This window comes from Phreatobacter stygius, from assembly GCF_005144885.1.
GTDB lineage: Bacteria > Pseudomonadota > Alphaproteobacteria > Rhizobiales > Phreatobacteraceae > Phreatobacter > Phreatobacter stygius.
In genome coordinates this window covers 2,817,103-2,832,779 of sequence record NZ_CP039690.1, presented here as the reverse complement: position 1 = coordinate 2,832,779, position 15,677 = coordinate 2,817,103, and the positions used below count along the sequence as shown (strand labels likewise).

The following is a 15,677-nucleotide window of genomic DNA, read 5'->3' as shown; positions in this document are numbered from 1 at the left end:
AACATCTCAGCGGGTCGCCTGTCGAGGCCGTCGCGCCGTTTCGGTTCAGAGCGCGTGGGCGATCACCTTGCGCATGACGGTCGGAAAGGCCTCGCCGGCAATCTCGTCGAGGGTGATCCAGCGCATGCCGGCCGGCGCCGGCGCGCCGGCCGGCGCCGAGGCATGGAACACCGCGAGCTCGAGCGGGAAATGGGTGAAGACATGGCTGACCGAGCCCGGCAGCCGGGTGAAGGCCAGCGGCATCGGCGCTTCCGCCCTGGCCGCCGCGACGGCGAAATCGGCGCTCCAGACGCTACCTGGGATTTCGGTCATGCCGCCGAGCAACCCCTTGGGCGGGCGGGTCCTGACCAGCAAATGGCGATCGGCGCGGACCACGACGAAAGCCGCGCCGCGCCTGAGCCTGCCGGTGGTTTTTGGTGCTTTGCGCGGATAGGTCTCCTGGGTCCCGGCCTTGCGGGCGGCACAGGACGCCTGCCAGGGACACAGCGAACAGGCCGGCCGCTTGGGTGTGCAGATGGTTGCGCCGAGATCCATCATGGCTTGCGCGAAATCGCCCGGGCGGGTGGAATCGAGCAGTTCGGCGACACGGGCCTTGATCGCCGGCTTGGCCGCGGGCAGTTCCGTCTCGATGGCATCGAGCCGGGTCACCACCCGCTCGACATTGCCGTCGACCACCGCCGCGGGCCGATCGAAGGCAATGGCGGCAATGGCGGAGGCGGTATAGTCGCCAATGCCGGGCAGGCCGCGAAGGCCCTCGACGTCGGACGGAAAGCGGCCGCCATGGCGTTCGGCGACCGCCAGGGCGCAGGCATGCAGGTTGCGGGCGCGGGAATAATAACCAAGCCCCGCCCAGGTCTTCATGACCTCCTCGACCGGACTTCGCGCCAGCGCTTCGACGGTTGGCCAACGCTCGGTGAAGCGGGCGAAATAGGGACCGACGGCCTTGACGGTCGTCTGCTGCAGCATGATTTCCGACAGCCAGACCCGATAGGGATCGACCGCGGCGCCGGGCAGGGCGCGCCAGGCCAGCCGGCGGCGGTGCCGGTCGTACCAGGCCAGCAGCGCGGCGGCGTGGTGGCGCGACGCATCGGCCTCACGCCGCTGCTTCGGCCGTGTTAAAGTCGTTGATGTCACCGGTCGACTCGCCATGGCTCGACCCTGACGCGAGGCGCGGGCGCTTTCAACGGTTGGCGATGATGAACACACAGACGTTCCGCCGCAGGGGGCCCCGTCCGCTTGCCGACCTGGTCGCCGCCCAGATCGCCGAAACCCTGCAGAAGGCCGGTTTCGCGGCGACCGAAGTGGTCACCCGCTGGGATGAAATCGTCGGGGACGATCTTGCCAGGCGCTGTTCGCCGATCAAGATCGCCTGGCCCAAGCGAACCCAGGCGACCGCCGAACCGGAGCCGGGCACCCTGCATGTCCGGGTCGAGGCACCCTTCGCGCTCGAGGTCCAGCACATGACCCCGGTGGTCATCGAGCGGGTCAATGCCTTTTTCGGCTGGCGCTGCGTCGCGGCGATGCGGCTGACCCAGGTGCCGATGGCGCTGAAGAAGAAACCCGCCGCGCCGAAGCCGCCGCCGGCGGACGAGCGGCGGCTCGCCGCGGCGCTCGCCGGTTTCGACGACGATGGCCTGCGCCAGGCGGTCGAGCGCTTCGGCCGCGCGGTCGGCCGCAAGACCGGCATGCGGTGACGCCGCAACGCCTGGAACCCGATGACGGTCCCGGTGGTTGGTGTTAGGTCGTGCACTCATAATGGATGGCGTCACGACGCGAGGATTTTTGGCCGGATGGCAGGAGGCTTGCCGACGCAAGCCTCTCGGCTTGCTCAAGGCAAACCAATTGGTTTGCCGGGGTAAGTCGACGCACCAGCCGGCCAAAAGGACCGCGCCGCTTCGCGGTGGGGCGAAAATGGTCGATGGCCGCGTCGAAGCGCTTGCCCGATGGAAGACATCGGGCTGCGCACTTCTCCAAATTGCCAGTGTTTCTCGGCCCTCGATCATTTTGGCCCCATCGTGACGCCATCCATTATGAGTGCACGACCTAAGCCTGAACTCCTCCGTTACGAGCATATTTCCGCCTTACGTCCGGTGGACAACTGCTCGCCTTGCAGTCGCATTTGGTTGCGCGAAGCCGTTGCCGTCGCGTGAAAAATGCTTTCGCTTGAGGAAGCGCCATGATCCGCCCGACCGCCTTCGCCACCTTGCTGCTGCTGGCCGCCGCCGTTCCGGCGCATGCCCAACCGGGCCTTGATGACGAAACCCGCGACCGCGTCCTGCTGGTGCACCAGAGCCGCGGCACATTGGCGCCGGGCACCCGGCCGAAATGTTTCCCGGCGCGCATGGACGAGACGGTCAGCGCCGGGCACTTCCAGTGCCCGTGGGATCGGCCGAGCGGCCGTCCGAACCTGCCGACCGCGCGCAGCATATTCGGCCTGCTCGGCAATTATTGAGGCGCCCCGTCAGCGGCGCCCCGTCAGCGGCGCCTCATGGCTCCTCGACCCGGAAGCCGCCGGCCTCGAAGACATAGATGACGCCTTGTCGGACATAGGTTTCGGCCGCCGCCGGCTTGGCCAGGCCGCCGGCGAGCGCCATCAGGGCACGGCCGACGCCGCCATGAGCCACCACCACGCTGTCGCGCTCGACGAGCCCGAGGAACTGGTGCAGGCGGGTGGCGACCACCTCGTAGTTCTCGCCCGACGGCGGTGTGACATGCCATTTGTCGGCGATCCGCGCGGCGGCAAGCTCAGGGTTTGCCTGTTCCACCTGGCTCCAGGTGAACCCCTCCCAATCGCCGAAGGCAATCTCCTTCAACCGATCATCGGTGCGATAGGCCTTAGCCGCGAGGCCGAGCCGGATGCGCATCAGCTCCATGGTTTCGCGGGCCCGCGACAGCGGGCTTGCCCAATAGGCCAGATCTTCGAAGCGGCCATTGAGCCTGGTCAGCACGCCGGCGACCTCTTCGGCCTGCACGCGGCCGAGATCGTTCAGGGGAATGTCGCGCTGGCCCTGCAGGCGCCCTTCGGCATTCCAATCGGTCTCGCCGTGGCGAACGAAATAGATGATGGGCGTCATGTCGGGCATTTCGGCTGGCGGTTGCGCGGATATGACGGGTCGCGGATGTCTTGTCGAGATGAAAGACCGCTGCCGTGAAAATCGAAGGGGGCTTGACCCGGGCGACCTGGCACGCCAACTGCGCCTGATCTCGACTGGAACCGTACCCGTGACCGCATCGCCCTATCTCCGGCTCGGCCTCATGGCCGTCATCGCGACCCTTGCCGTCGACCAGGCCTTCAAGGTCTTCATGCTGCAGGTCGTCGATATCGAGGCACGCCAATCGATCACCGTCGCGCCGGTGCTCGATCTGGTCATGGCCTGGAACTACGGCGTGTCGTTCGGGCTGTTCCAGCAGGAAAGCCAATGGGGCCAATGGGCGCTGATCGCCTTCAAGGCCGGCGCCGTGGCGGTGATCGCCTGGTGGCTCTACCGTGCCGAAAGCTGGTTGACCGCGCTGTCGCTCGGCCTGATCGCCGGCGGCGCGCTCGGCAATGGCCTCGACCGGCTGTTCTATGGCGCGGTGGCCGATTTCTTCGCCTTTCATATCACCACGGCGACCTGGCAGTTCCGCTGGTACATCTTCAACCTCGCCGATGTCGCCATCGTTGCGGGGGTTGGCCTGCTTCTGTATGAGTCGCTCATCGGCGGCCGGCCGCATGCCTCGAAATCGGCATGATTGCGCGGAATAAGGCCGCAAGCTCGATGCCTCCGGGTGTCGGCGACAACACAAGGTGACGATCATGAAGCGCATCCATGTCGCGCTCCTCGCCACGGCGTTCGGCCTGTCGGCGTCGGCTGCCCAGGCCCAGCAGGCTCCCCCGCAGGCCGAAGGCACCTTCGAACGCAACATGTTCCAGGGCCTGCTCAGCGGCCTCGGCATCGTCGACGGCGAGCGCCCGGTGATCGACTATCGCGAGCGCGCGCCCCTGGTGCTGCCGCGCAACAGCGCGCTGCCGGCACCGCAGGACCCGGCCGCCTCGCGCAATGCCGCCTGGCCGAATGATCCCGATGTCGCCCGCGCCCGTGCGCGCGGGCTTGCAGAAAATACCCCGATCGTCCGCGACGACCTCGGCCGCACCCTGACCAATGGCGAATTGCGCGCCCGCCAGGGCGGCGGCTGGTTCGGCGGCGGGCCGGTGGATGCGACGCGCCAGCAGTCGCAGCAGGAAATCTCCGGCCCGGCCGGCGCCGCGGCGATGGGCGTCCGCCCGATCTGGCAGCAGGTCGGCTCGCTGTTCGGGCCGACGACGCAGGACGCGGTCGTGCCGTTCCCCGGCGAACCGACGCGCCGCCGGCTGGTCGAACCGCCGCCGGGCTATCGCACGGCTTCGCCGGACGCGCCTTACGGGCCGATCGGCCGGCGTCCTGAAGACCCGAGTGCCGCCTATAACCGCCAGCAGAGCGGACAGGATCCCGCCCGCACCGGCGGCTCGCAATAATCTCGAGACAGAATTTGAACCGGCCATGCTCAATCGCCTGACCCCGGGCCGTCCAGCCGATGGCGAAGCCGAGCTTCGCTACCTCGACGGCGACTATCGGATCGTCAAGCCCGGCGCCTTCGTGCGCTGCGGCGTGACCGGCCAGGCGATCGTGCTCGACGACCTGAAATATTGGAGCGTGCAGTTCCAGGAAGCCTATGCGAGCCCGGAGGCCGTGCTCGCCAGGCTGCATCCGGCGCGGTCTAAGGCTCTGACGGGCTGAACGGCTGAAGCAACCGGTCGAGCCCGGCCGGATCGTCCGGCGTCAACCGGACCGGGATGACGGTGGCCGCGGAGCCAAGCGCTTCCAGCGCCGCCGAGCCACGCAATTTGACGGCGTCCTTCTCGGTCGTGACCAAGGGCAGACCGGTGCGCGACGCTTCGTCGAGAAGCCGCCGGGCATCCGCATCACCGTAAAGGTGATGATCCGGAAACGGCCGAAGCACGGCATTGCGGGCCCCCGCTTCCCCCAGGGTTTCGACAAATTTCGCCGGCCGGCCGATGCCGCAGAAGGCCAGCACGTCGCGCCCGTCGAGCCATGCCGCGATGCCCGGTTCCGGAACCAGGCGCGCCCTGACCACGACGCTGCCGCGTCCGGCAACCTCGGCCGCGAGCCTGTCACCGGCCGCACCTGAACCAACGACCAGGAGCGCCCCGGCCCGGGCGATCTGCGGTGCGAATGGCGCCCGGAGCGGGCCTGCCGGCATGACCCGGCCATTGCCGAGCCCGGCGGCGGCGTCGACCGTCAGCAGCGTCAAGTCCTTGATCAGCGACGGATTCTGAAAGCCGTCATCCATCACCACGATGGTTGCGCCGTGGCGCGCGGCGAATGCGGCACCGGCCACCCGGTCGCGCGCCACGATGGTCGGAAAGCTTCGCGCATGGACCAGCGCCTCGTCGCCCACCTCGCTGGCGTCTTGGTGCGCGGGATCGACGGCGAGCGGGCCGGCCAGCGCGCCGCCATAACCGCGGGTGAGAATGGCCGGCCGATGGCCCATCGCCGCAAGCCGGGCCGCGACCATGAGCGTCGCGGGGCTCTTGCCCGAGCCGCCGACCGTCGGATTGCCGATGCAGATGACCGGCAGGGCGGCGCGCGCGCCGGGCCTCGCCATGCGCCTGAGCGTCACCATGCCGACGATTGCACCCAGCGGCGAGAGAAGGTGGCCGGCGAGGCTCGCCGGATCGGACCAGAAGCCCGGGGCCTTCACGGAGCGCGCCTCACGCCCGCGTTCCTCATGATGCATTGCGCATGGCGAGCGCCAGGAAATAGGGTTCGATCGCGGCGAGCGTGCGCTCCAGGGCGCCGCCGAGCCCGGCGACCGTCTCGCTTGCGGCCTCCCGCTGGGCGGTGCGTCCGACGGGATCGGTCAGCAGCATGGTGACCGCGGCGGCCAGAGCCTCGGCCGTGCCGACCTCCTGGACCGCGGCCTTCTCGGTCAGCGCGGCATAGACGGCGGCGAAATTGAACACATGCGGCCCGTGCACGATGGCCGCGCCGAGCTTGGCCGGCTCGATCGGGTTCTGGCCGCCGTGACGGATCAACGAGCCGCCGAGAAAGGCGACCGGCGCCGCGCGGTAGAACAGGCCCATCTCGCCGAGCGTGTCGGCGACGTAGACGGCGGTCCTGATATCGGGAAGCGCGCCGGCCGAGCGCTGGGCCGCAACCAGCCCGTTGTCCTCGGCGAGCGCTGCGATATCGGCGCCGCGCCCCGGGTGACGCGGCGCGATGATGGTGAGCAGGTTGGGCAGCCGCGGCGCCATCAGCCGATGCGCCTGCAGCACGATCTCGTCTTCGCCCTCATGGGTCGAGGCGGCCAGGAAGACCGGCCGGCTGCCGATGGCCTTGGTCAAGGCCGCAGCGGCGCCCGGCTCGACCTCAGGGGCCGGCACATCAAATTTCAGATTGCCGGTGGTCGATACGCGCGGCGCGCCAAGTGCTTCGACGCGGCGGGCATCGTCGACCGTCTGCATCAGGCAAAGCTCGAAGCGCGACAGCAGCGAGCCGATCGAGCGGGGCACCCGCATCCAGCCCTTGAACGATCGTTCCGACATCCGTCCATTGACCTGGATCAGCGGCGTGCCGCGACCGGTGGTCCGCATGATCAGGTTCGGCCAGAGTTCGGATTCGGCGAAGATCGCCAGATCCGGGCGCCAATGGTTGAGGAAACGGTCGACGAAGGACGGCACATCCCAGGGCATGAACTGGTGGATGGCGCCCGGGGGCAGACGTTTGGCGGCAAGCGCCGCGGCGGTCAACGTCACCGTGGTGACCAGCACCGTGACGCCGCGCGCCTGCAGACGCTGGACCAGCGGCACGATCGACAGAAACTCGCCGACGCTGGCGCCGTGCAGCCAGACCAGCCGGCCGGCCGGCCGGGCGACCGTCGCCTCGCCGCGACGTTCCTGCACGCGCAGCGGATCTTCCTTGCCCTGGCGAAGACGGCGGCGGGCCAGCAGGTCGGCCGCCGGCCCGAGCAAAGCGGTCGCGCGGGCGTAATTGCGCAACAGGGCTGTGGTGCGGTAGCGCTGCCATTCAGCCATTGCCGGCTCCGGCGCGGCTTTGCGAGCCATCGGGCGCCGTCCGCCGCGAGGCATCCGACCGCTCGCGGGCGCTCAACAGGGCGGCGACCTCGTCTTCCGACCAGAGCGCGGGCGCGGAATGGCCTTCAGCGATCTCATAGGCCCTGGCGGTCGCCCGGTTCATTTCGTCTTCCACAGCTTGCCGCCAGGTCTCGAGCCCGGCGTCGTCGACATCGGCGGGCACCCAGATGGGTTTGCCGGCGACCACAGCACCGCGCGAGAATGGCAGATTGATGCTCGCCTTGTCCCAGGATTTCAGATCGATGCGCCGCGCCGTGGCAATCGCGATCGGCAGGATCGGCCGGCCCGAATGTTTCGCCAGCATGACGATGCCGAGCCCGGCCTTCTTGCCGACCTTCGGCACATCGGCGGTCACCGCGACGGTCACGCCCGCCCGCAGGGTCTCGAGCATTTCAAAAAAGGCACCGACGCCGCCCTTGCGGGCGAACTGACCGCGGTGGTCGCCCGAGCCGCGGATCGTCCGGATGCCGAGCTTCTCGGCGGCGATCGCATTCATCTCGCCGTCGGTGGAGCGCGAGATCAGCACGGCGGCCTGATATTCCGGCTTGCGCACGAAGGGCGTCAGGAAGTGCTGGCCGTGCCACATGGCGAAGATCACCGGCAGATTGGCGTCGGCATAGTCGTAAAGATTGGGCGGGTCGAAGGCGAACCGGCCGGTGTTCCAGACCAGCTTGAGATAGCCGGCCAGGAAGGAGCCCGCGGCCGAGCGGACACGCGCCGACCGGCCGAAGCGTTTCAGGAAGGACATCGGGCGAGCGACCGCTGGCCGGCGTCAGGCCGCGTCCGGATCGAGCAGGCGGTGCAGATGAACGATGAAGAAGCGCATATGCGCGTTGTCCACGGTCTGCTGGGCCTTGCCCTTCCAGGCGGCATGCGCGGTGGCGTAATTCGGGAAGATGCCGACGACCTCGAGTTTCGACAGGTCCTTGAACTCGGTGCCGTCGAGGCGCGTCAATTCGCCGCCGAAGACAAGATGCAGCAGTTGCTTGGTCTCACTGGTACCGACCATGGCGGCAGTCACTCCGTCAATTCGTGACCGTTCGCGGCGGCCGATCGAGCGCGCTATCGGATCGTGCTCGTCAGCAGCCCGTGCAGCGGAAACCCGGCGCAGACGAGCGGAACATGCACGGGAGCGGGCCTGTTATAGATGGGCACTGCACCGTCGAAACCGGTCAATGATGCGCCTGCTTCGTGCACCAAAAGATCGGCCGCCGCAAGGTCCCAGTCATGGCTTTGGCCGCCGGCAAAGCCGGCATCGATCTCGCCGACCGCAACCTTGGCGAAGCGCAGCGCCAGCGAATGAATTTTCGGCAGCACGATGGCGCCCTGCCGCTGCGCCTGTTCCACCATCGGCTTCGGCCCGGCGACCCGGGCACCCGTCAGGGTCTCGCGCGATCCTGCGACAAGGCTCCGGCCACCGACGGTGGCGCCATGGCCAAGGGCGGCGGCAAAAACGCGGCGGGCCTCGGGTTCGGCGAGCGCCGCGGCCACCGGCCGGCCGTCGCGGACCACGGCAAGCGACACGGTCCAGTCCGGCAGGCCGCCGGCAAAGGCGCGGGTGCCGTCGATCGGATCGACAATGAAGACCTGCCGCTTGCCGAGGCGCGCGGGATCGTCGGCCGTCTCCTCGGAAAGCCAGCCGAAATCCGGCCGGGCGGCGCCGAGGCGGTCCTTCAGGAACGTGTCGATGGCGATGTCGGCCTCGGTGACCGGCGAGGCGTGGGCCTTGGTCCAGGTCTTCATGCCGCGCTTGGCAAAGTCGAGCGCGATCGCGCCCGCCTCGGCCGCGAGCGCGACCAGGAGATCGCGCAGCTGCAGGTCGTCAGCGTCCGGCAATGGTCAGGCCTTCGACCAGCACGCTCGGCGCATTGGTGCCATATCTGAAACTGAGATCATTGGCCGGCGTCAGGTTCAGGAACATGTCGACCAGATTGCCGGCGATGGTGATCTCGGCCACCGGAAAGGCCAGTTCGCCGTTCTCGATCCAGAAACCGGAACAGCCGCGGGAATAGTCCCCGGTGACCATGTTGACGCCGCTGCCGATCATATCGGTGACGTAAAGCCCGTCCTTGATCGAGCGGATCATCGCCTCCGGCGTCTCGGTGCCGGCGGCCAGGTGAAGATTGGTGCTGCCCGGCGCCGGCGGCCCGCCGACGCCGCGGCTGGCGTGGCCGGTGGTCTTCAGGCCGAGTTCGCGCGCCGTCGTCGTATCCAGGAACCAGCTCGTCAGGATGCCGTCCTCGATCACCGCCAGGCGCCGGGCGGCGACGCCTTCGCCATCGAAAGGCCGGGAGCCGAGGCCGCGCGGCCTGAGCGGGTCGTCAATGATGGCGACCCCCGGCTTGAAGATGCGCTGGCCGAGCTTGTCGCGCAGGAACGAGGTCTTGCGGGCGACCGCCTGGCCGTTGACCGCGCCGGCGAGATGACCTGGAAAGCTCGCCGCCGTGCGCGGATCGAAGATCACCGGCACCTTGCGGGTATCGACCTTGCGCGGGTTCAACCGCTTGACCGCGCGTTCGCCGGCGCTAACCCCGATCGTCTCGGCGGAGGCGAGATCGGCGCGATGGCGGACCGAGGAATAGTCATAGTCGCGCTCCATGCCGGTGCCTTCGCCGGCAATGGCGGTCATCTGGAACGAGGTCCAGGAGCCGAGAGAGGCGCCTTCGAAACCGGTCGAGGTGACCAGCGCGAAGCCGCCGAGCCCGGCATTGGCACCCGCCCCACCCGATTTGCTGACGCCCGGTACGGCCAGCGCCGCGGCCTCGGCGCGGCGGGCCAGCCCTTCCAGTTCGGCAACATCAGCCAGCACCGGATCGAGCAGGTCGAGATCGGCCCAGCTGGTGGCGAGCTCGGCCGGGTCGGCCAGGCCGGCGACCGGGTCCTCCGGCGCGACCCGGGCAATGGCCACGGCCCGCTCCGCCAGGGCCGCCACATCCTCGCGCGGATCGTTGGACGAAACCGAAGCGCTGCGCCTGCCGACAAAGACGCGCAGGCCGATATCGTCGCCCTCGGCCCGATCGGTTGCCTCGACCTGGCCGTCGCGCATCTGGACGCCGACCGAGATGCCGCGCACCGCGACCACGTCGCAGGCGTCGGCACCGGCCCGGCGCGCAGCAGCGACGAGGCGGCGCGCCTGGTCGATGAGAACCTCGGTATCGAGAAGATCGGACATGAGCACGCCTGTGGCCGTCGGGAGGATCGTTCTCGTGTAGGGACCGGAGCGCGCCGATTCAAGGCGGCATGCAGGTTTTGCCTTTGGCGGAGCCGCACGATCGCGCGAGCAGCCTTCCATTCAAATCCGGCCGAAACCGGTAGTGATTGATTCATCCTGCCTCTGAAGCTTTGCGAAAGCACGTCTCCCAAGCATTCCGAAAGCAAGCATGCGAAGCCTTTCTCAAGCATAGCAAAACAACTGCATATCTTCCGATCAGATTGAGTTCCGCTTAACCGTTCGCCTTAAGCTCGCGGACAAGAAATGCTGCGACAGTCGGGATAACGACGGGGCGAGAGCTGCTCACCAAGCGGCCAAAGACCCCAGGGAGCATGCAAGTGTTGCGTCAAACGGTGCCAGGCGGAGCGTCCGCCGGGATCGAGGCCTTGTGCCTCGATCCCACCCGTCTTCCGGCCCGCTATTCCGTCCCCGACGAGGGCACCGATAGCGGCGACCGGTCGATCGACCTCTTCGACGACCGGCTGGTCATCCGCAGAACCGTCGGCGGGGCCAGGATGAAGCTGCAATTGCCGGTCACGGCCTATCGCGGTGTCGCGGTCAGGATCGGCGACGGCGCGATCCACGGCACCGACAAGGTCGAGGTCGTGCTTGCCCATGGCGACCCGAGCCTGAACGTGCCGCTGTTCGTCGCCACCGACGGCGACGACGTGGTCGCCCAATGGCAGCTCTGGGCGCGCAGATTTGCCTTGCCCCTGCTGGTGATCGAGCCGGACGGCGCCATCCGCGAGGCTTTCGAGCGGCTTGGCCAGGTGGTTCTCGGCCGGCCGGGGCCACGCCGGCGCCGGCATTCGGCGCTGCGCGCGCGCCGGCCCATGGCGCTGATGCGCCGCAAGGCCGGTGGTGCGGTGGCCGGACGGGCGGTCCATCGCGAACGGGAAATCATCGCGCGCTCGTGACCACCAAGGCGGCCTGCGGGACGCGGCCATGCATTGCATGATCGATGCGGCGTCGCCAGTGTGAGGCCGAGGCCGGCGGCACCAATGCCACGGCCGCGGAGGTCTTGGCCATGCCGATATCGCGACGCGGCATTCTGACCCAAGGGGCGCTCACAAGCGCGCTCATGCGCACGGTCATGGGCACGGTCATGGGATCAGCCGGGCTCTTCGGCCTGGGCTCTCCGGCGCGCGCCCAGATTTTTGCGCAGAGCCCCGATCCGGCCATGACGGCGGTGGATGTCGCCCAGCTGATGGTGCCCGGACCGCTCGGCGACTGCATTCTCGGTGCCCCCGACGCTGCCGTGACCATGGTGGAATATGCCTCCGCCACCTGTCCGCACTGTGCCCATTTCCACATCACCACGCTGCCGGTGCTGAAAGAGAAATTCATCGACCGGGGGCATATGCGCCTGGTGTTTCGCGAATTTCCCCTGAACCAGCTGGATCTGGCCGCCTATATCTTCGCCCGCTGCACGCTTGGCTCGCAGGGCCGCGCGCTCGGCGACCAGGAGCGCTATTTCGTCTATCTGGACGCCCTGTTCCGGCGCCAACGCGACTGGACCGGCGCCGACAACCCGATCGTCGCGCTCGCCAGGATCGCTGCGGATGTCGGTTACGCCCAGGCCGACCTCGAGCAATGCCTGCGCGACCAGGCGATCCTCGACGCCGTGTTGTACAGCCGCGATCGCGCGGCCGGCCGGTTCGGCGTCAATTCGACGCCGACCTTCTTCGTCAATGGGCGCAAGGCGACCGGCACGGATGCCGATCTCGAAGCGCTGATCGGCACCTTGCTCTAGCCGGCAAGACCGCCCGGATTCTCGCGCAAGCGTGACCAATGCCGCCAAAGCAAGTGATCGTCGTGATGTTGCCACGGTTGGACGCGACGGGTATTGGCGTTGGTCAGCTTCGATTGGGCACAAGGAAAGATCGACATGTCGATGTCGCGCAGAGAACTTCTCGAAGGGTCAGCCGGTCTGGCGCTGACCGGCGCCGCGGCGCTGTCGCTGGCCGGCCCCGCCTTCGCCCAGGGTCCGCGGCGCAGCGCCGCCGAAACGGTCGACGTCAAGGAGCTGATGACCCCTGGTCCGCTCGGCGACTGCGTTCTGGGCAATGCGGCAGCACCGGTCACTCTGGTCGAATATGCCTCGCTGACCTGCGGCCATTGCGCCACCTTCCACACCGCCATCCTGCCGGGCCTGAAAGAGAAATATATCGACACCGGCAAGGTGAGGCTGGTGTTCCGCGAGTTCCCGCTGAACCAGCTCGATACCGCGGTCTATATGCTGACGCGCTGCGCGCTCGGCGCCGACGGCATGTCGAGCGGCGATCAGGCGCGCTATTTCGCGATGATCAACGTGTTCTTCCGGGAACAGCGCAACTGGGCCTTCACCAATGACCCGCTGACCGCGGTGACCGGCATCACGCGCCAGGCCGGCTTCACCCAGGCGGCCTTCGAGGCTTGCCTGAACAACCAGGCGATCCTGGATGCCCTGAACGCCGTGCGCGATCGCGCGTCGAGCGTCTTCGGCGTCGATTCGACCCCGACCTTCTTCGTCAACGGCAAGCGCGTGCTCGGCGCGCAGCCGCTGGAGGAGTTCGAAAAGATCATCGTTCCGTTGCTGCCGCCGGCCTGACCGGCGGCAAATGCGGGATTGCTTAAGAAAAAGGCCGCCGGGAGCGATCCCGGCGGCCTTTTGATTATCAGTCTTTGATGCTGCGGGCTGGCGTCAGCCGATCAGTTCAGCTTCGCCTTGACCTCGGCAATGCCGGCCTTGATCAGGTCGTTGCCGGCGGCACCCTTGGCGATGTCGGCCAGCACGGCGCTGGCGGCGGCGGTCGCGACATCAGCCGCGGCGGCACGCACGTCGGCAACCGCCTGGGCCTCGGCCTGGGCGATCTTGGCTTCCGCCATCTTGGTCCGGCGGGTGACGAAATCCTCGACCTTGGCCTTGGCTTCCGCGGCGAGTCGCTCGGCATCGGCCTTGGCGGCCGCGATGATGGCGACCGCTTCCTTCTCGGCCGCGATCTGCTTGGTCTTGTAGTCGGCGACGATCGCCTGCGCTTCCTCGCGCAGGCGCTTGGCCTCGGCGAGCTCGCCCTCGATCTTGCGACCGCGGTCATCGATCGCGTTCAGCACCAGCTTGTGCACGCCGAAATAGCCGAGGATCCCGATAAAGATCAGGAAGGCAACGGCGACCCAGGTTTCAGCTTCGAAGAACATGATGGTTTCCTCAGCTCTTCAGGGCCGCGTCGACGGCCTTCTCGACATCGGCCGCCGCCGGCGTCTTGCCGGTCAGCTGAAGCACGATGCTCGGAGCCGTATCGATGGCGATACCGCGGACATTGGTCATCGCCTTGGTCTTGGACGCGGCGATCTGAGCCTCGGCCTGGTGCAGCTTGGCGTTCAGATCGGCCTCCAGGGACTTGCGGGTGGCGTCCGCTTCGGCCGAGACCTTGGCATGGGTTTCGGCCGCGATCGCCTGGGCATTGCTGCGGGCGTCGGCGAGCGACTTCTCGTAAGCCGCGCCGGCGGCTTCCGATTCGGCCTTCAGCCGCTGGGCTTCCTCGAGGTCACGGGCGATCCGCTCGCTGCGCTCCTGCAGGATCCCGCCAATGCGCGGCAGAGCCACCTTGGAGAGCAGCCAGTAGAGCAGGCCGAACGCGATCGCCAGCCACAGGATCTGCGACAGGAAAGTGTCGCCCTGGAAGGGCGGGAACCCGACGCTTCCGTGTGCATCGTGCGGCACGGAGGTTCCGCTTGTCGTGGGAGAAGCCATGACCGATCCTCAGGATCCTAAAGCAAGCCGAGAAGGGCCCGGCGCCGCTGGCGCCGAAGCCCCGGGATATCGGGGGCGGCGCAAACGCCGCCCGACCGGCTCGTATCAGACCGCGAAGAGCAGCAGCAGCGCGATCAGGAGCGAGAAGATTCCGAGCGCTTCGGTCACGGCGAAGCCGAAGATGAGACGGGGGAACTGGCCGTCAGCGGCGCTCGGGTTGCGCAGGGCGCCCGAGAGGAACTGACCGAAGATGTTGCCCACGCCAATGGCGGCGCCGGCCATGCCGATGCAGGCCAGGCCCGCGCCGAGATACTTCGCTGCAACCGGATCCATGATGAACTCCTTGAGGTGTCGATGAAGGGGGATTGATGGGTTTGGACGGAGACGGGCGGCAGCCGGGTCAGTGACCCGGATGCAGCGCGTCGTTGAGGTAGATGCAGGTCAGGATGGTGAAGACGTAAGCCTGCAGGAAGGCAACCAGCAGCTCCAGCGCGGTCAGGCCGACGGCCAGTGCCAAAGGCAGCGGCGCGAAGATCGCCCAGATGCCGGCACCCAGCATGGAGGCGACGAAGCCCGCGAAGATCTTCAACGCGATATGGCCGGCCAGCATGTTGGCGAACAGACGAACCGAGAGCGAAATCGGCCGCGACAGGAACGAGATGACCTCGATGACGACGACCAGCGGCAGCACGTAGCCGGGCACGCCTGATGGCACGAAGAGGCGGAAGAAGTGCAGGCCGTGCTTGGCGAAGCCGTAGACCACCACGGTCAGGAACACCAGCATGGCCAGCAGGAAGGTGACGATGATGTGGCTGGTGACGGTGAACGTGTAGGGGATCAGGCCAACCAGGTTGGCGATCAGCACGAACATGAACAGCGAGAACACCAGCGGGAAGAACTTCATGCCTTCGTGGCCGGCCGATTGTCGCACCGTATTGGCGACAAATTCGTAGGACATCTCGGCCAGTGACTGCCATCTGGACGGCACCAGCGCGCGGCCGCGCGTCGACAGGAGCAGGAAGGCGAGGATGATCGCCACAGCGACGAACATGAAGGCAGCCGAATTGGTGAAGGCGATCGGCGACTGACCGATCTTGCCGAGCGTAATGAGCGGCTTGATCTCGAATTGTGCGATCGGGCTCGCCATCGGTCGGCTGCTCCAGTTCATTCATGCCACGGTCGCGAGGCCCTAGGGACCCCGCGGCGAACCGGCGGCGCGTTCTATTGATCGCTCTGCCGGCGTTCGCGTTCGGCAAGCCTGAGGAGGTTGAAGACCCCCGCGACAAAGCCGAGCACGACAAAAATCATCAGACCCCACGGTCGCGTGCCGAGCAGACGGTCGAACAACCATCCGATGCCGCAACCGACAAGAACCGCCGAGACGAAATCGGCCGAGTAGCGGAAACCGCGCCCCATGCCCGACGTATCGGAGCCCGACCGGCTGACAGAACCACGCGTCTCGGCTCGCTTTTGCTCGAGTGCTTCGAGCTTCGATCCGAGCGCGCGGCGACGCGCGTCGAGGTCGGCTTCTTCAGACGACCGCCCGCCTGCCGCTCCGTCGTTTCGCTTGTCCGCCATCTAAGACCTGCCTGTTCGGC

Annotated in this window: 21 protein-coding genes; 8 read left to right on the top strand and 13 right to left on the bottom strand. The window is 67.5% G+C overall.

Going from position 1 to position 15,677, the window contains the following annotated elements:
* Positions 1 to 45: 45 nt before the first annotated feature.
* A complete protein-coding gene (mutY, locus tag E8M01_RS13095) occupies positions 46 to 1,149 on the bottom strand; it encodes an A/G-specific adenine glycosylase (RefSeq protein ID WP_136960521.1) in 1,104 nt (367 codons plus the stop codon).
* A gap of 47 nt (positions 1,150 to 1,196) precedes the next feature.
* On the opposite strand from mutY, the gene E8M01_RS13090 reads away from it, so the two are divergent.
* Both E8M01_RS13090 and E8M01_RS13085 read left to right on the top strand, forming a co-directional pair.
* Positions 1,197 to 1,694, top strand: a complete 498-nt coding sequence (locus tag E8M01_RS13090; RefSeq protein WP_136960520.1) for a DUF721 domain-containing protein — start codon at positions 1,197 to 1,199, stop codon at positions 1,692 to 1,694.
* Between the two features lie 482 nt (positions 1,695 to 2,176).
* Positions 2,177 to 2,452 (top strand): hypothetical protein, encoded by a 276-nt coding sequence (locus E8M01_RS13085; protein WP_136960519.1) that lies wholly within the window; start codon positions 2,177 to 2,179, stop codon positions 2,450 to 2,452.
* 34 nt (positions 2,453 to 2,486) lie between these two features.
* Here the strand turns inward: E8M01_RS13085 and E8M01_RS13080 are convergent, their stop codons facing one another.
* Positions 2,487 to 3,074, bottom strand: a complete 588-nt coding sequence (locus E8M01_RS13080; RefSeq protein ID WP_136960518.1) for a histidine phosphatase family protein — start codon at positions 3,072 to 3,074, stop codon at positions 2,487 to 2,489.
* 148 nt (positions 3,075 to 3,222) lie between these two features.
* Between E8M01_RS13080 and lspA the strand changes: the two genes are divergently transcribed.
* From lspA to E8M01_RS13065, 3 genes are all read left to right on the top strand, one after another.
* Complete coding sequence (gene lspA, locus E8M01_RS13075) at positions 3,223 to 3,732, top strand: signal peptidase II (RefSeq protein WP_246088713.1); 510 nt, start codon at positions 3,223 to 3,225, stop codon at positions 3,730 to 3,732.
* Between the two features lie 64 nt (positions 3,733 to 3,796).
* Complete coding sequence (locus E8M01_RS13070) at positions 3,797 to 4,495, top strand: hypothetical protein (RefSeq protein WP_136960516.1); 699 nt, start codon at positions 3,797 to 3,799, stop codon at positions 4,493 to 4,495.
* A gap of 25 nt (positions 4,496 to 4,520) precedes the next feature.
* Complete coding sequence (locus E8M01_RS13065) at positions 4,521 to 4,757, top strand: DUF2093 domain-containing protein (protein ID WP_136960515.1); 237 nt, start codon at positions 4,521 to 4,523, stop codon at positions 4,755 to 4,757.
* On the opposite strand, the gene lpxK is transcribed toward E8M01_RS13065, so the two are convergent.
* From lpxK to E8M01_RS13035, 6 genes are read right to left on the bottom strand one after another with little or no spacing between them, the layout of a single operon-like run.
* Complete coding sequence (lpxK, locus tag E8M01_RS13060; RefSeq protein ID WP_136960514.1) at positions 4,738 to 5,742, bottom strand: tetraacyldisaccharide 4'-kinase; 1,005 nt, start codon at positions 5,740 to 5,742, stop codon at positions 4,738 to 4,740. The two genes, E8M01_RS13065 and lpxK, sit on opposite strands and share 20 nt — an antisense overlap.
* Before the next feature lie 25 nt (positions 5,743 to 5,767).
* On the bottom strand, positions 5,768 to 7,105 hold the full coding sequence (locus tag E8M01_RS13055) for a 3-deoxy-D-manno-octulosonic acid transferase (RefSeq protein ID WP_246088712.1): 1,338 nt from the start codon (positions 7,103 to 7,105) through the stop codon (positions 5,768 to 5,770).
* Positions 7,068 to 7,883 carry a lysophospholipid acyltransferase family protein gene (locus E8M01_RS13050; protein WP_136960513.1) on the bottom strand — a complete coding sequence of 272 codons (816 nt, stop codon included), beginning with the start codon at positions 7,881 to 7,883 and terminating at the stop codon, positions 7,068 to 7,070. The genes E8M01_RS13055 and E8M01_RS13050 overlap by 38 nt, the downstream gene beginning before the upstream one ends.
* Positions 7,884 to 7,907: 24 nt before the next feature.
* Positions 7,908 to 8,144, bottom strand: coding sequence for a DUF4170 domain-containing protein (locus E8M01_RS13045; protein ID WP_136960512.1), 237 nt, complete (start codon positions 8,142 to 8,144; stop codon positions 7,908 to 7,910).
* Between the two features lie 53 nt (positions 8,145 to 8,197).
* On the bottom strand, positions 8,198 to 8,971 hold the full coding sequence (locus E8M01_RS13040) for a 3'(2'),5'-bisphosphate nucleotidase CysQ (protein ID WP_136960511.1): 774 nt from the start codon (positions 8,969 to 8,971) through the stop codon (positions 8,198 to 8,200).
* On the bottom strand, positions 8,958 to 10,307 hold the full coding sequence (locus E8M01_RS13035) for a TldD/PmbA family protein (RefSeq protein ID WP_136960510.1): 1,350 nt from the start codon (positions 10,305 to 10,307) through the stop codon (positions 8,958 to 8,960). Before E8M01_RS13035 ends, E8M01_RS13040 begins: the two co-directional genes overlap by 14 nt.
* A 425-nt stretch (positions 10,308 to 10,732) precedes the next feature.
* Here E8M01_RS13035 and E8M01_RS13030 point away from each other — a divergent pair, with 425 nt between their 5' ends.
* The 3 genes from E8M01_RS13030 (at position 10,733) to E8M01_RS13020 (ending at position 12,936) form a co-directional block, all read left to right on the top strand.
* Positions 10,733 to 11,263: a DUF6101 family protein gene (locus E8M01_RS13030; protein WP_246088711.1), complete on the top strand. Its 531-nt coding sequence runs from the start codon at positions 10,733 to 10,735 to the stop codon at positions 11,261 to 11,263.
* A 110-nt stretch (positions 11,264 to 11,373) separates the two neighbouring features.
* On the top strand, positions 11,374 to 12,099 hold the full coding sequence (locus tag E8M01_RS13025) for a DsbA family protein (protein ID WP_211596719.1): 726 nt from the start codon (positions 11,374 to 11,376) through the stop codon (positions 12,097 to 12,099).
* A 135-nt stretch (positions 12,100 to 12,234) separates the two neighbouring features.
* The gene (locus E8M01_RS13020) at positions 12,235 to 12,936 is read left to right on the top strand and encodes a DsbA family protein (protein WP_136960508.1); all 702 of its coding nucleotides are present in this window, start codon (positions 12,235 to 12,237) and stop codon (positions 12,934 to 12,936) included.
* Between the two features lie 101 nt (positions 12,937 to 13,037).
* Here the strand turns inward: E8M01_RS13020 and E8M01_RS13015 are convergent, their stop codons facing one another.
* From E8M01_RS13015 to E8M01_RS12995, 5 genes are all read right to left on the bottom strand, one after another.
* A complete protein-coding gene (locus E8M01_RS13015) occupies positions 13,038 to 13,523 on the bottom strand; it encodes a F0F1 ATP synthase subunit B family protein (protein ID WP_136960507.1) in 486 nt (161 codons plus the stop codon).
* Between the two features lie 10 nt (positions 13,524 to 13,533).
* Positions 13,534 to 14,079: a F0F1 ATP synthase subunit B gene (locus E8M01_RS13010; protein WP_136960506.1), complete on the bottom strand. Its 546-nt coding sequence runs from the start codon at positions 14,077 to 14,079 to the stop codon at positions 13,534 to 13,536.
* Between the two features lie 105 nt (positions 14,080 to 14,184).
* Entirely contained in the window at positions 14,185 to 14,412 is a 228-nt protein-coding gene (locus E8M01_RS13005) for a F0F1 ATP synthase subunit C (protein ID WP_136960505.1), read from the bottom strand.
* Between the two features lie 67 nt (positions 14,413 to 14,479).
* Positions 14,480 to 15,226, bottom strand: coding sequence for a F0F1 ATP synthase subunit A (locus tag E8M01_RS13000; protein ID WP_136960504.1), 747 nt, complete (start codon positions 15,224 to 15,226; stop codon positions 14,480 to 14,482).
* Positions 15,227 to 15,300: 74 nt separating this feature from the next.
* Complete coding sequence (locus E8M01_RS12995) at positions 15,301 to 15,657, bottom strand: AtpZ/AtpI family protein (protein WP_136960503.1); 357 nt, start codon at positions 15,655 to 15,657, stop codon at positions 15,301 to 15,303.
* Positions 15,658 to 15,677 lie beyond the last annotated feature (20 nt).